Below are 14276 nucleotides of genomic sequence, written 5' to 3'. Positions count from 1 at the left end.
GATCAACAAGCTCAAGGCCTGGCGAGGCATCGCCACGCGGTACGACAAGACCCCGGAAAGCCACCTCGCCGGTCTCCACCTCCGGGCCTCCATGATCTGGATCAAAGACCTCACGCGGGCCATTTCTTGATCGCAACCCGATACGCGCCCCGGTCGTGGAGAAGCTGCCCAGCGGTGGAGTCAACAAGCCGGTCTGGCGGGGTGGTCGCGCGCTGGCGCCGCCGAAGCGCATGTCGACCGCTGCTGGCAGCCCTTACCTCCGACGCTTCGACATCGAGCACGGATTCCGCCTGTTCAAGCAGACCCTTGGCTGGACCGAGCCCCGGCTGCGCAGTTTTGAAGCGGCCGACCGGTGGACCTGGCTGGTGATCGCCGCCTGTGCCCAGCGCCGGCTCGCCCGACCCCTGGCCGCCGGCCTCCGCAGGCCCTCAAGCTCTGGGAGAAGCCGACCGAGGCGAACAAGCTCACGCTCTCCCGCGTCCGGCGGGGGTTCAGGAACCCGCGCATGAAGACCGGCTCTCCAGCCGGTGCACCGAAATCCTCTCGTCTTGGACCCGGACGGCCTCCGGGCTCGAAGGACCGTCAGCCGGCCGCCCGCCATGAAGTGGGGAGAGTTCCCGCTACCGGCGAGGCATACACCCGTCCGGCCCATCACAAAGTTGGCACCACGCCCCGACGTCAAACGTCACACCCGCCCCGGCGGTGATATCTCCGTGGTAGTTGGGTTGGGTTGGGTTGGGTAGCGGTGCGGTGTGGCAGCCGGAAGCGGGGGGAGGGTTTTGTTCACGTTTTTTGTGCTGGGTTTTGTGCTGGTCGTCCTCGTCATGGTCCTGGCCGTGGTCGGGGTGCAGGCTCTGCTGCTCGGCTGTATGCCTGGTCGGTGGCCGCGGCAGCGAGTAGGGCGCCCCGGATTCTGGGAGCAGGGGCGATGATCGTATTGATCGGCTGGGACGTGCGTTCTCGGTGGCTCCTGGTTGGCGGTGTCGGTCTCATCGTGATTGGGCCTGCACTGAAGTCTCCGCGATGACGTGGGCCGGCCCTTGAGGTTGAGTGTCAGGGGCAGAGCCGGTGAACAGATCCCGTCTGCGAGCAGGGGTGTTCGGTGCGCCCGTCCTTCGGGCGGGCGGCGGTTCGTTCGCTGGCTCTGAGCTGAACCGCTGACGGGGTGGTTCCGGAGTACGCCGGGGACCTGTCTTCTGCCGGTGGCAGAACACCGGCCCGGCCGGGTTCGGCGGTCACTACAGTCCGGGCTCATGACGACGGTTACGACGCGCACGATCGAATACGCGGCCGACGGCCTGACGATGATCGGGCATCTCGCGCTCCCGGCCGGTGCCGGCTGCCGGCCCGGGGTTTTGGTCGGGCCCGAGGGGGTGGGGCTCAGCGATGTCGAGCGGCGCCGGGCCGATGTGCTCGCCGGGCTGGGATACGTGGCGCTGGCCTTCGATCTCCACGGCGGGCGCTATTTGGGTGATCCTGAGGAGATGTTGGCCCGTTGCATGCCGCTGCTCGCCGATCCCGGCCGGATGCGAGGCATCGGCCACGCGGCGCTCGATGTGCTCCGCGCCGAGCCGCGGACCGACCCGGACCGGGTCGCCGCCGTCGGCTACGGCACCGGGGGCGCAATCGCGCTGGAACTCGGGCGTGACGGCGTCGACCTGCGCGCGATCGCGACAGTCAACGGACTGACCACGGGCCGGCCAGGGGAGGCGGCGCGCATTCACTGCCCGGTGTGGGCCGGGGTCGGGTCGGAAGACCCGATCATGCCGTCCGCGCAGCGGGACGCGTTCACTGCCGAGATGCAGGCTGCGGGCGTTGACTGGCGCCTGGTGGTCTACGGCGGCGCCTTGCACGCCTTCCATCACCCACCGGTCGACCACGTCGTGCTTCCCGGGGTCGGTTTTCACCCTCGGCACGCGCAGCGAGCTTGGCGGGACGTCGTCGACCTGCTCGCCGAGTGCCTGCCCGTAACGGGGTGATCTGGTCGGCTCCTGTCTCACCGCTCGTTCGGGTGCGTTGTTCGAGCTGGCCGACGCTGTTCTGTGCGGCGACGGGCCGGTCAGGTCGCTGGCCGAGCTGTCGCTGGCGGGCGAACACCGTCGCGGTCACGGGGGGCTCCATGCGGTGGTGGCCCGCGGAGAAATCGACACCGGTCGGCTGCGGCGGGTCCTGGCCGAAGCGTCCCTGGCGCGAGTTGCGGACGGCCGGCTGGTCCTGGCCATCGGCATCACCTGCCGGCTGTGGCCGGAGGCTCACACCTTGCCGCAGCGGATCCTGTGCCGCACCTACGGCTGCGGCAAGGACCAGCACGTCCCCGTCCCCGGTCGGCCCTGCTGCCGGCGTGCTCGTGAACGTGGCTCTGGCGAGGTTTTCGTAGACGGAGGTCATCTCGGTGGCACGGTTGTCCCGTCCGTATAGCGTCGGCGGAGGTGGGCGATCAGGATGACGCGGTGGCGCAGGAGCGGGACGCCTGCGCGGTCGGCTGTCAGGCGTTTTTGACGTTTGTTGTCGGTGATGCGGCCTTCGTCGATCCCGGGGTTGTGGGGGTGGTGATTTCCTGGGCGAGGGCCTGTCGGTTTTCGCGCAGGGCTCCGGTGAGGCCGGCAGGAGGGGGCGGTCCGCTGTCTGTGAGGTCGTCGAGCCGGCCCGGAAGGGCCGTCGCGTCATGGTTGTCGGGCATGTTGGCGAACCGGCGGACCAGGTCGTGGGTGTGTCTGCGTGCAGGGCAGTGGTGGGGGAGCTGGGGCAGGCGGTCGTTGGTGTGCGGGTTTCGGCGGGCCGGATGGGTGGTGATCCGGCGGGCGGCTTCGTGTGGGGAGGGCGGTCGCTTCCTCGGCTCGTTCAGGGGCAGGCCCCGTCGTAGGGGTGCGACGGCTATTTTCATGCGCTGGCAGTGACCGGGGGAGCGTGAGGTCCATGATCCGCGGCGTCCTGGTCTGGCCGCGGCCGGCCGGCGCCGCACGGGTGGGTTTCTGCCGGGTGTTGTGCGGGTGGGGTGTGCTGCTGGTAGCGCGTGGTCGGTCCGGGTGCCTGCTCGGTGAGTGTGGTCTTCGGGTGGAGTGGGTTCTTGGGGTGGGAGTGGTGTAGGGGCACGTCGGTGCGCAGAGGCCGGCCTTCGGGAGCGGTGTCGGTAAGGGGCTGTGCCCGGCGGCTGTGGCACCACGCGGCTGTGGCACTGCTTGCTGGGGTTGCCGTATTTAGTGCGTCCAGTGGGAGTGTCGGACCTCGTAGGGGTCCGGACGGCCACCCCGGCATCGGAGGCGTGGACGGAAGGCGCCTGTAGGTTGGCCGATTGCGGTAGTGGGCCTGCCGGTTCGACGGAGTGCGGTCACCGGCTGCCCGCTGTGTGGACGGGGCGACCGTGTCATCGGGATGATCTCTGTTTGTGGAGATCTTGCCGGGGTCGCGTTCGTGTGTTTGCCGATACCGGCCTCACCGCCGGGTGTGCGGGCGGGTGTCGGCGTACGAGCTGAAGTGCAGAGCCGCGTACAGATGAATGTGCAGAGCTGTTAGGACTTGTCCGGCCGATCACGTTCGTAGCCAGATAGTGAGGGCGGCTGCCGTTGCGGTGCCGAGGAAGACGTAGCCGCGTTTGTCGTAGCGGGTGGCGACCGCCCGGTGTTGCTTCAGGCGGTTGATTGCGCGCTCGATGGTGTTGCGTTTCTTGTACCGCTCCTCGTCGAAGCCGGGTGGCCGTCCGCCATGTGAGCCTTTACGCAGGCGGGCGGCCTGGCTGTCGGTCTTCTCCGGGATGGTGTGCCGGATGCCCCGGCGTCGCAGGTACTCACGGACGGGGCCGTTGCTGTAGGCCTTGTCGGCCGCCAGGCTCGCGGGTTTCTTGCGTGGCCTGCCCGGACCGGTCCGCGGAACTCGGATCTTCTCCAGCACGCCGATGAACTGGGTGCAGTCTGCCCGCTGACCTGCGGTGACGATCAGGGACAGCGGGCGGCAGTGGCCGTCCGCACTCAGGTGGAGCTTGCTGGTGAACCCACCGCGCGAGCGACCCAGCCCCTCACTTCCTGCACCACCTCCACCAGACGGGCGAGCAAGCTCTGCCACGGCGTTTCGCCCTGGTGTTCTGCGACTTCGGCCCCCTTTGGCGCAGGCGGTGGTTCGGTGCGGGCACCGGCTGCGTGCTGGTGGGCCCGCACGATGGTGGAGTCCACCGAGACGTCCCAGTCGATCTCGCCAGCCGCGTCGGCCGCGGCCTGGACCTGCTGGAGCAGACGCTCCCACGTCCCGTCGGCCGACCACAGCCGGTGGCGCTCATAGACCGTCTTCCACGGCCCGAACCGCGCGGGGAGATCCCGCCACTGCACCCCGGTCCGCACCCGGTGCAGAATCCCGTCGATCACCTGCCGGTGGTCCCGCCACCGGCCACAACGCCCGTTGCTGACCGGCAGGAACGGCCGCAGCCGTTTCCACTCGGCATCCGTCAGATCACCCCGGCCCATGCCCACACCAACGACCCGGACGCGAAGCAGTCACATGATCGGCCGGACAAGTCCTAGGGCCTGTCCCCGGCACGGGGCCGGAGACGCTGCGAACGTGCGCGGATGCTAGCTTCCTTCCCTGTGACGGAGCACCAGGACGAGTCCAGGGCGGCCTACGACGGGGTCGTCGAGCTGTATGCGTCGCTGTTCGCTAATCGGTTGGAGACGCAGCCGTTCTCACGGAACATGATCAGCACCTTCGCCGAGCTGGTGCGCGGGACGGGGAACCCGCGGGCAGCGGACGTTGGGTGCGGTCCTGGACATCTGACGGCCATGCTGCACGACCTGGGGCTGGACGCCTTCGGGCTCGATCTCTCCCCGGGCATGGTCGACCACGCCCGGCGGGCCCATCCTTCGCTGCGGTTCGACGAGGCGCGGATGGAGGACCTGCCGGTCGAGGACGGCGCGCTCGGCGGCGTGCTGGCCCACTACTCGATGATCCATACCCCGCCTGAGGAATTGCCCGCGCTGCTCGCCGAGCAGGTGCGTGTCCTGGCACCGGGCGGCCTGCTGCTGGTCTCGTTCTTCGCGACCGACGGGCCGGAGCCGGTCCGCTTCGACCACAAGGTGACGCCCGCCTATAGCTGGCCGGCGGACCGGTTCGCCGAGTTGCTGGCCGGGGCCGGGCTCGTCACGTTCGCCCGGCTGCTCCACGACCCGGCCTCCGAGCGGGGTTTCCTTGATGCCCACTTGCTGGCCCGCCGCCACTAGAGCGTGCCCGTAGTCTTTGGGGCGGCCGCTTAGGCGACTTCGGTCTCTCGCTCGATGGCCTTGAGGCGGTTCTTCAGGCGGTAGCTGGGGCCGTTGATGGGGATCACTTCGCAGTGGTGCAGGAGGCGGTCGAGGATGGCGGTGGCCAGGACCTCGTCGCCGAACACCTGTCCCCATTCGCTGAAGGTCTTGTTTGAGGTCAGGATGATCGAGCCCTTCTCGTAGCGCTTCGAGATCACCTGGAAGACCAAGTTCGCCTCGGCTCGTTCCAGCGGCTGGTATCCGACTTCATCGACGACGAGGACGCTGGGCCGCAGGTAGGTACCGAGCTTGCTGGTCAGACGGCCTGCGATTTCGGCTGCTTTGAGGTGGCGGACCATGTCGTCGAGGCTGGTGAAGTAGATCGAGTAGCCGGCCCGGCAGGCCGCGACAGCCAGGGCGACGGCGATATGCGTCTTGCCCACCCCGGGCGGCCCCGGCAGGGCGGCGTTCGCCTTGGCCTCGACGAACGACAGGGTGGCGAGGTCTTTGACCTTGCGCGGATCGAGATCGGGCTGGAACGAGAAGTCGTACTCGTCCAACGTCTTGTGGTGGGGCAGCTTCGACAACCGTAGTCCGCTGCGGAAGCGGCGGTCGTCACGGACGGCGAGTTCCTCGGACAGCACCAGATCGAGGAAGTCGAGGTAGCCCATCTTCCCCTCGTCGGCCCGCCGGGTGTACTCGTTGATGGTTTCGGCCAGGTGGGGCAGCCCGAGCTTGCCGGCCGTGGTGCGGATGCGGGTGCTGACCAGCTCGCTCAAGGCGTTTCCCTCGTGTTCGGGCGGGTGGTGAAGGGGCGGGTGCCGGTCAGCTCGTCGTAGACCGACAGCGGGCGGCGGCCGACGTCGATGCGGGTGGCCGCGGCCCGGTTCAGCAGGGCCTGCAGCGGGCCGGCTTCTTCGCCCCGAGGCTGCGGGCGGGGCCGGGGCTGGACGTCGCCGGTGGTGGTCCGGCGTCCCTTGCCGGTCGGCAGGCCGTCCCAGTGCTGTTCCTCGACGACGCGGACGCCGCGGCCGACCGCCCGCGGATGCATCGCCAGCAGCGTTCCGCCGTCGGTGCCAGGATCGGTGGAGTGCAGCATGACCTGGGACTTCGTGGCCCGGATCTCGACCAGCTGACGGGGACGGACCTTACGGGCGGGCACCGAGTAGAGATTGCCGCCGAAGGCGACCAGGCAGTCCTTGCCGACCGGCCGCAAGTGCCGCTCGGCCACCAGATACGGAGTTGGCGGCAGCGGCTTGAGGGCTGCGTGGTCGCGGGCCGCCCGCTCGCCGATGACCTCCCGGTGGGTCTTGTGGATCTGGTCCCGCCGCCGGGGCACCCAGGCCGCGAACGCGGCGTCCATCTCCTCGACGGAGGAGAAGGCTCTCCCGGACAGGACGTGGTCGCGGACGATGAGGACCTGGCGTTCGACGCGGCCCTTGCCGGTGGGCCGGTAGGCGGCCAGGACGTCGATGTCGAAGTCGTAGTGGCCGGCGAAGCCGACCGCTTCCGGGTGCAGCGGGACCGCCTCGCCCGGGGTGACGTGGCGGCAGACGACGGTCTTGGTGCGGTCGTAGACGATCGTCATCGGCACCCCACCGAAGTGGGCGAACGCACGGCGGTGGCAGTCGAAGAAGGTCTGCAGGTCCTGGCTCGTGGTGAAGCAGCAGAACGGATCGCGCGAGTACGACAGCGTCATGTGGAAGGAGTAGACCTTCCCGATGCCCATGTGGGAAAGGATCTTGCCCTCGTCGCCCCAGTCCACTTGAGCCTGGGCGCCCGGGATCACCTCGAACCGCCGGTGCATGCCCGCCAGTTCCTTCGGGGTGATGCCGAGCTCTTCAGCGATTCGGGGGCGGGCTTCCTGGACGTAAAGCTTGGTCCGCTGGTAGTTGCCGGTGAAACCGTACTCCTGGGCCAGCCGCTCGTGGATGACCGCGGCCTTCATCAGGATCTCCGCCCGCATCATCGAGTCGATCAGCGGCGCGAACTCGTCGATCACCCTCGCCTGCACCCGCCCCTTCGACGACCGGCGCGGAGGCGATACGGGACCGTCGGCAGACAAGTACTTGCTGACCGTCCGCCAGTTCAGCCCCGTCTCCTTGGTGACCTCCGACAGGCTCATCGCACCGGACTCGACCAAGCCGCGAAAACGCCGGAGTTCCAGCCAACGCTCCGGGTCCAAGACCACAGCCCACCCCCCTCTGCACCCCTGAACAAGACAGGCAGCAGAGTGCCGGACACCAGCCCTCAGCACATCAAGAACTCTGCACGTTCATCCGTACGCGGCTCTGCACGTTCACGTGTACGCCGACAGCGGGTGATGTCGGCAGGTGCCCGTGTGCGGGCTGCTGCCTTTGTGCAGGAGCGTGCAGGTCCTCCTGCGTCATGCTCGGCAAGGTGGGTTCCGGTACTGTTGCCGGCCTTTGACGAGCCGGTGCCGGGCCCGTCCGCCGTGGGCCTGCGAGTTCGGCCGGGGCCGGGGTCGGTGCGGGGTTCACCAGCCGTGAGGTTCTGCTGTTTGAGGGAGTCCGACCGCTGTATGCGTATTCTCGTTCTGGGTCACACCGGTTATCTGGGCGCCCATGTCACGGGGCGGCTTGCCGTGCTGCCCGGCGTGCGGGTCCTTGGCGGTGGCCGGTCGGCCGCCGCCGACGTGTTTGTCGATCTGGCCTTCGACTCCGTGGGCCGGCTGGCGGAGAAACTGGCCTCGGCGGCGCCCGATGCCGTCGTCAACTGCGCCGGGGCGACCGGGGGCGACCCGGTGACGCTTGCGGAGGTCAACGCCCGCGGGCCGGCGGTGCTCTGTGCGGCGCTGGCCCGGGCCCGTCCCACGGCCCGTCTGGTCCATCTGGGGTCGGCCGCCGAGTACGGTCCTGGCACGGACCGGGTTTTCGTGCCGGAGTCGGCGGCCGCCTGCCCGGTGACCGTCTACGGTGCCACGAAACTGGCCGGCACGGTGACGGTGTCTGCCTCGGGGCTGGACGCGGTGGTCCTGCGGGTCGGCAACCCGGTGGGGGCCGGCGCGCCGGCCTCGGGGCTGCCCGGCCGGGTCGCCGCCCTGTTGCGGGAGGCGGGGACCGGCCCCGACGCGGTGCTGCGGCTGGGTGATTTGTCGGCGTACCGGGACTTCGTCGACGTGCGTGACGTGGCGCGGGCGGTGGCGCGGGCGGTGACCGCGCCCGGCCCGCTGCCGCCCGTGCTCAATGTCGGTGGCGGGGAGGCCGTCTTGGTGCGCGACCTGGTGCACCGGCTCGCGGACATCGCCGGTTTCCGGGGGCGCGTCGAGGAACAGGGCGCCGGTTCCGCCCGGTCGGAGCAGGTCTTTTGGCAGTGCTCCGACATCTCCGCCGCCGCCGAGGTCCTCGGCTGGCGGCCCGCGTACTCGCTCGACCGGTCGCTGGCCGCGCTGTGGTCGGCCGGCGTCCACCAGGAAGGCGATCGCCCGTCATGACTGCGCCGCCCCTTTCCGGGCGCCGCCCGGACCCGTCCCCTTTCGGGCGCTGCCCGGACCCGTCCCCTTTCGGGCGCTGCCCGGACCCGTCCCCTTTCGGGCGCTGCTCGGGCCCGTCTGCTTCGGGTGGCGCGCCGCTGGCCGGACTTGGTGAAGTCGCCGCGTGCTGCAACGCGCCCGACGGCTTGCGCAACTCGGCCTGTGCACCTTTTTGTTGTACGCCGCATGCTTGTGGAGGCGCTCGTTGGGCAGGAAGGCCGGGCGTGCGCCTGCCGGGCAGCGGCGGAACCGGTGTCGCCCGGTTCGTGACGGCCGCTCGGGTTGCTGCCTCCTTTTTTGCCCGAGCGCCGTGAGCGTCTCGTATGGAGGGTGAGAAGTGACCGCAGCTGAGATTGCCACCGGTCCGGTCGTCATCGACGGCGAGAGTCTCAGCGTCGAGGCCCTGCGTCGTGTCGCGGAGTCGGGCACCGTGGTGGAGGTCGGCGTCGGTGTGGTGCAGAGGGTGCTCAGGAGGCGTGCCTTGCTGGAGGAGCTGATCCTTCGCCGAGTGCCGGTGCCGGGTGTGGTTGGCGGTCACGGCGGCGTGGGCCCGGCGGGCGTCGATGTGTCCGGGGAGTCCGAACGGCAGAGGAACCGGGTGCGCAGCCACAGCGTCGGCGTCGGGCCCCTGTATGCCGAGGACGGGGCCCGGGCCATGCTGACGGCGCGGCTGAACTGCCTGGCCAAGGGGTACTCGGCCGTGCGGCCGGACATTCTCGACCGCATGGTGTTCTGTCCGGACGAGGGGGGTGACCCCGGCCGTGTCCGAGATCGGATCACCGGGTCCGGGTGATCCCGTTCCTCTCGCCCACGCGGCGAGCACCCTGATCCCCACGTGGCGAGCACCCTGATCGGGGAAGGACACGTGCTGCACGAGGGCAGGCGCCTGGAGACCTGCCGGGTCCTGGAGGGGATCGCGCTCACCACGCTCCGGCTCGGTGGCACAGAGGGCACTGCGCTGATCAACGGTACGTCGGGCACGGTCGGCCTGGGAGCGCTCGTGGTGGCACGGGCCCTTGGGCCAGCTGCGCCAGGCGGAGATCGCTTCGGCTCTTTTCAGCGACGCGGTGCAAGGGCCCGGCACCCCGTTCCCGGCCGAAGGGCACGACGCGGCCCGTCCTCGCCGGGGGCGCAGCGACTCCGCCGCCGACTTGCGTGAGCTGCTGGCGGAGGGCCGCGGGGGCGGGGGAGCGGAGCACGGGGGCGGCCGTGACCGGGTTGCCGGGGGCCGCGGGCGCACGGGGCCTGCACGGCGCGTGCGGTGCCGCAGGTGCTGTTCGGCGCGGTCCGGGACACCCTGGGGCACGCCAAGGAGGAACCGGAGAGTGAACTCAACTTTGCGAACGACGACCCTCTCTTCTTCCGGGACGGGAAGGCCGTGTGCGGCGGGAACGCGCAGGGCCAGGCCGCGTGGCGCTTGCCATGGAGTTCGTCACCATCGGGCTCGGCCGCGCCGGCGCGCCGGCCGAACGGCAGGTCGACCGCATGCTCACCCGGCATCCGGGCCCTGGCGTTCCGCGCTGCCTCGTGGCCTCGGATCCGGCACTGCACCACGGGGTCGCGGGCATCGGCCACATCGCACGGGCCCTCATGGCGGAGAACCGGACGGCCGGCGCGCAGGCGGTGACCGCCTTCGGCGACGAGCGGGGGGCGGCCGGTGCGGGGCTCCTGGCGGCCCGCACCGCGCGGCGCGTGCTGCACAACAACGACCGGCTCATCGCCATCGGCCTTCTCGCTGCCGCACAGACCATCGACCTCTCCCGGAGATCCGGCGAGCTGGGCCGGGCGAGCATGGCGACATACGACAGGGTGCGTTGCCTGGTCCCGCCCCTCGGCGTGGACCGTTCGACGGCGCAGGACATCGAACTGATCGCCACTGCCCTCTCCCGGGCGGAGTTCCTCCACCTGCTCGCCCGGCAGGAAGGGATCGTTCTGCGCTGACGGTCCGCGGCAGGGGCGGGGCGGCGAAGCTGCGCACGTGGGAAGAGGCACGGGCCCGCGTGGCCGGTTGAGAATGATCCTCCACAGCCAGGGGCCTTTGGGCCCGGGCACGCATCCGTTCGGGTGGCACAGGTGCGCGTGACCGCGGCCCCCGCCCGTTGCGGACGCCTGGCCGCCGTCACGGCGAGGGAGACAGAGCATGGGCGACATCCCCCTGTCGGATTCCGCGACAAGGAACGCTGCGGTCAGCGGGCGCGGCAGAGCGTCCCCGGGGTGGTGTGCCGATGGGCCGGCGACCGTGCCGAGCGCCGCGGCCCCCGCGTACACGGCCGGCTCCGCGCGTCTGGCCGCAGCCGCGCTGATGCGTCTTTTCATGGACCGAGGCGTCCTCGGCTTCGGTTTCGCCGGCCCGCAGGACCTGGAGGACGGGCCGGGGACGGGAGGACGGGCACCGGCCGCCCCGGCCGGCGTCACCGGTGACCGGGGCGCGGCCGTGCTTGAGAGCTGTGCTGCGAGGGCGTCCACGACCCTGGCGTCCGGCTCCCCGGAAACCGGCCCCCCGGAAACCGGCCGCGCGGCCACGGCGAGAAGCGGGGCCCCGTCGGCCCTGCACCGCCGTCGTCGGGCGGCCCGGTCCGTGAGGAGAGGGATCGTCACGGACCGGACGCGGGCCGAGGAAGGCCGCCACGGCCGGCATGTGAGCGTCACGCCCCCGACGACGGTGCCGGACGGCCCGGCCGTCGTGCACGGCACGCGGGAGGAACGTTGAGAACCGTTGTCCGACGGCTGCTGAGAGACTCCTCACGGCAGGTGCGGTACGTCGATGTCGTGGACCCGCGTAGGGCGGACGGCCTGGTCGCCGCCGTCTACGCGCAGTGCGAGCGGGATTTCGGCGTGCTGGCCCCGCCGCTCGCCCTGCACTCCGCGGCTGTTGCGCCCCTGGCCGCCGGCTGGCTGCTGCTGCGCGAGACGCTGCTCGCGGGCCGCAGTGCGGATCGTGTGGTGAAGGAGGCTGTGGCTGCTGCGGTTTCCCGGGTTAATGAGTGTCCTTATTGTGTCGAGGTGCATCAGGCGAAGTTCGATGTTCTGCGTCTGCCTGCGGGGGAGGGCGTGGTCATGGGAATTGTGCGGTGGGTGCAGGCTGTCGGGGGGCCCGGGGGTTTTTTGCTTCCGGTCCCTGCGGGGGTGGGTCCGGCGCGGGCCGCGGAGCTTTTCGGTGTGGCGGTCACGTTCCACTATCTGAGCCGTATGGTCAGTGTGTTCCTGGGTGATTCGCCTCTGCCCGGGCAGGTGCCCGGGCGGTTACGGGGGGTGGTCATGCGTGTCGTCGCCCGGGGTATGGTTCCCGCTGTCCGTGGCCGTCTGGAGCCCGGCGCGTCGCTGGATCTCCTGCCCCCGGCCGGTCTGCCTCCCGAGCTGGCGTGGGCCGAGGCCAGTCCGGCGGTGTCGGGCTGCCTGGCCCGCGCGACGGCGGCCGTGGACCGGGCGGCGCGCTGGGTTCCTTTGCGGGTGCGCCAGGAGCTTCGGGGGCGTCTTCGCGGGTGGGAGGGGCGACCCGTGGGGCCCGGTCGTGCCTGGCTCGACGAGGCGACGAGGGGGTTTTCCGCGGCGGAAGCGCCGATCGCCCGGCTGGTCCTTTTGACGGCCTTCGCCCCGTACCAGGTCGTGGAAGGCGATGTGTGGTCCTTCCGTGAGAGGTATCCCTCGGACAGGGAGCTGATCGAGGCCACCTCCTGGGCGGCGCTGACCACTGCCGTCCACATCGGGGCCGGTTTCCCGCGCCTTCACCGCACGGCCCCCGACCGGTGAAGGCGCGCCGGGTGTCCCTGGGCGGGTTCCGGCCCCGTGGCGCGTGCCCACCGGGCAGGCGGACTTCGCCTTGGGTGTTCTCAGCAATCACGGACAGGGAACAAGACCGCGTCGGGCTGGTGCTCGCCGGGCGCAGGAGGGAGCGGGTGTGGGAAGCAGGGCAGCACATGTCGGATTGAGGGCGCTGGCCGATCTGGCGACCCCGATGGCGGTTCGTGTGGCGGCCACGCTGCGGGTCGCCGATCACATGACGGCCGGGCACCGCACCGCCGAGGAGATCGCCGCCGCGGCCGGGGCACACGCCGGTTCCCTGGACAGGCTGCTGCGCCACCTGGTCGCCGTCGGCCTGTTCACCCGGGACGGTCAGGGCGTCTACGGCCTGACGGAGTTCGGGGAGCAACTGCGCGACGACCACGTCGCGGGGAAACGCAAGTGGCTGGACATGAACAGTGCCGTGGGGCGGGGCGACCTCGGTTTCGTCGAGTTGGCCCACAGTATCCGCACGGGGCGGCCCGCGTACCCGGTGCGCTACGGAAGGTCCTTCTGGGAGGACCTTGCCTGCGACCCCGGTCTCTCGGCGTCCTTCGACACGCTGATGAGCCATCACCTGGAGCTCGACTACAGCGGTATCGCAGCCGCCTACGACTGGGCGGCCCTCGGGCATGTCGTCGACGTGGGCGGCGGCAGCGGCGGCTTGCTCGGCGCGCTGCTGGCAGCCCACGAGGACCTGTCGGGAACCGTCCTCGACCTGCGGGGGCCGGCATCGGCCGCACACCGCAGGTTCTTGGACACCGGGGTGTCGGAGCGGGCGCAGGCCGCGGTGGGCAGCTTCTTCGACCCGTTGCCGGCCGGCGCCGGCGGCTACGTGCTGTCGGCCGTCCTCCACGACTGGGACGACCGGTCCGCCGTGGCGATCCTGAGGCGGTGCGCGCAGGCGGCGGGCAGTGGTGGCGTCGTGCTCGTCATCGAAGCGGTCGCCTCCGACGAGCACGCCGCCACCGGCATGGACCTGCGCATGCTCACCTATTTCGGCGGCAGGGAACGCGGCCTTGCCGAACTGGGCGACCTCGCCTCACAAGCCGGCCTTTCCGTACGCGCGGTCCACCCCGTCGGCTACGTCTCGATAGTCGAAATGTCCGCTGCCTGAACGCCGTTCGGAAACCGGGGAACGCCTGCCGGCGGAGAGCGCAATCCGCGATATTTCCGATCTCGGGTTCCGGGGGCAGGATGCGAGGAGAACCTCGCAGGAGAATTCACGGAACGGGAGTGGAAATGAGTTCTGGCCCTTCGGCAGTCATGACCGACCGGGACGTCGCGGCTGTGGCCGACGTTCCCCAGCGCATGATGAAGGCGTGGGCGTCCAATGACGCCTCCGCCTTCGCGGGCCTCTTCGCCCGGGACGCGACCATGGTGCTTCCCGGCGACGTCTTCCGGAAGGGAGCCGACGGAATCCGGGAGTTCATGGCCGAGTGCTATGCCGGGCCGTACAAGGGCACGTCGGTTTTCGGAGTGCCCATCGACGTCAGGTTCCTCGGCCCCGACGCGGCGGTCCTGATCACCCAGGGAGGCGTCATGGCTCCCGGGGAGGACTCCGTCACCCCCGACAAGGAGATCCGGGCCACCTGGGTCCTGGGCAAGCGGGACGGTGCGTGGCTCATCGAGGCCTACCACAACAGCCCCGTCCGCCTGCCGTCCTCCTGAAGCCCCCCGCACCGGGGCACCGAAGCCCGGTCGCTGCCGGCGGCCGCCGGCGACCGGTGGCGGGCGGGGACGCTTTGGTCCCCCCGCGTGTCCCTGCCCGCCCGCAT

General features: G+C 70.5%; 10 protein-coding genes and 4 pseudogenes. 11 read left to right on the top strand and 3 right to left on the bottom strand.

What is annotated here, in order from left to right:
* Window positions 1-155 precede the first annotated feature (155 nt).
* The 3 genes and pseudogenes from AB0A94_RS36450 to AB0A94_RS36440 all read left to right on the top strand — a co-directional run.
* A pseudogene (locus AB0A94_RS36450) lies at window positions 156-706 on the top strand (transposase); the annotation flags it as partial.
* Window positions 707-1253: 547 nt separating this feature from the next.
* The gene (locus AB0A94_RS36445) at window positions 1254-1979 is read left to right on the top strand and encodes a dienelactone hydrolase family protein (protein WP_361751028.1); all 726 of its coding nucleotides are present in this window, start codon (window positions 1254-1256) and stop codon (window positions 1977-1979) included.
* Between the two features lies 1 nt (window position 1980).
* Window positions 1981-2331, top strand: a pseudogene (locus AB0A94_RS36440) (transposase); the annotation flags it as partial.
* A 1197-nt stretch (window positions 2332-3528) separates the two neighbouring features.
* Here AB0A94_RS36440 and AB0A94_RS36435 read toward each other — a convergent pair.
* Window positions 3529-4454, bottom strand: a protein-coding gene (locus AB0A94_RS36435; protein WP_361751030.1) for an IS5 family transposase whose coding sequence is annotated in 2 segments (ribosomal slippage) — window positions 3529-4086 and window positions 4089-4454 — 924 coding nt in all. Because the reading frame shifts where the segments join, the coding sequence is not laid out codon by codon here.
* Window positions 4455-4574: 120 nt separating this feature from the next.
* Here AB0A94_RS36435 and AB0A94_RS36430 point away from each other — a divergent pair.
* A complete protein-coding gene (locus tag AB0A94_RS36430; protein ID WP_361751026.1) occupies window positions 4575-5204 on the top strand; it encodes a class I SAM-dependent methyltransferase in 630 nt (209 codons plus the stop codon).
* A gap of 29 nt (window positions 5205-5233) precedes the next feature.
* On the opposite strand, the gene istB is transcribed toward AB0A94_RS36430, so the two are convergent.
* Complete coding sequence (gene istB / locus AB0A94_RS36425; RefSeq protein WP_361751025.1) at window positions 5234-6004, bottom strand: IS21-like element helper ATPase IstB; 771 nt, start codon at window positions 6002-6004, stop codon at window positions 5234-5236.
* The gene (istA, locus tag AB0A94_RS36420; protein WP_361751023.1) at window positions 6001-7416 is read right to left on the bottom strand and encodes an IS21 family transposase; all 1416 of its coding nucleotides are present in this window, start codon (window positions 7414-7416) and stop codon (window positions 6001-6003) included. Before istA ends, istB begins: the two co-directional genes overlap by 4 nt.
* Window positions 7417-7767: 351 nt before the next feature.
* On the opposite strand from istA, the gene AB0A94_RS36415 reads away from it, so the two are divergent.
* The 7 genes and pseudogenes from AB0A94_RS36415 (at window position 7768) to AB0A94_RS36385 (ending at window position 14169) form a co-directional block, all read left to right on the top strand.
* On the top strand, window positions 7768-8679 hold the full coding sequence (locus tag AB0A94_RS36415) for an NAD(P)-dependent oxidoreductase (RefSeq protein WP_361751021.1): 912 nt from the start codon (window positions 7768-7770) through the stop codon (window positions 8677-8679).
* Window positions 8680-9055: 376 nt separating this feature from the next.
* A pseudogene (locus tag AB0A94_RS36410) lies at window positions 9056-9877 on the top strand (aromatic amino acid lyase).
* 102 nt (window positions 9878-9979) lie between these two features.
* Window positions 9980-10066 (top strand): annotated as a pseudogene (locus tag AB0A94_RS36405) (hypothetical protein); the annotation flags it as partial.
* A gap of 74 nt (window positions 10067-10140) precedes the next feature.
* Window positions 10141-10659, top strand: coding sequence for an aromatic amino acid lyase (locus tag AB0A94_RS36400; RefSeq protein ID WP_361751019.1), 519 nt, complete (start codon window positions 10141-10143; stop codon window positions 10657-10659).
* 828 nt (window positions 10660-11487) lie between these two features.
* Window positions 11488-12468: an alkylhydroperoxidase gene (locus tag AB0A94_RS36395; protein WP_361751017.1), complete on the top strand. Its 981-nt coding sequence runs from the start codon at window positions 11488-11490 to the stop codon at window positions 12466-12468.
* A gap of 148 nt (window positions 12469-12616) precedes the next feature.
* Entirely contained in the window at window positions 12617-13615 is a 999-nt protein-coding gene (locus tag AB0A94_RS36390; RefSeq protein ID WP_361751016.1) for a methyltransferase, read from the top strand.
* Window positions 13616-13740: 125 nt separating this feature from the next.
* Entirely contained in the window at window positions 13741-14169 is a 429-nt protein-coding gene (locus AB0A94_RS36385; RefSeq protein ID WP_361751014.1) for an SgcJ/EcaC family oxidoreductase, read from the top strand.
* Window positions 14170-14276: the final 107 nt, after the last annotated feature.

Origin of the sequence: Streptomyces sp. NPDC044984 (assembly GCF_040646935.1) — a bacterium.
Taxonomy (GTDB): Bacteria; Actinomycetota; Actinomycetes; order Streptomycetales; family Streptomycetaceae; genus Streptomyces.
This window is presented reverse-complemented; position numbering and strand designations above follow the sequence as displayed.

Excerpts from the sequence above, each read along its gene's own strand:
- AB0A94_RS36445 (WP_361751028.1), top strand. The coding sequence starts at position 1,254 with ATGACGACGGTTACGACGCGCACGATCGAATACGCGGCCGACGGCCTG.
- AB0A94_RS36415 (WP_361751021.1), top strand. The coding sequence starts at position 7,768 with ATGCGTATTCTCGTTCTGGGTCACACCGGTTATCTGGGCGCCCATGTC.
- AB0A94_RS36400 (WP_361751019.1), top strand. The coding sequence starts at position 10,141 with ATGGAGTTCGTCACCATCGGGCTCGGCCGCGCCGGCGCGCCGGCCGAA.
- AB0A94_RS36385 (WP_361751014.1), top strand. The coding sequence starts at position 13,741 with ATGAGTTCTGGCCCTTCGGCAGTCATGACCGACCGGGACGTCGCGGCT.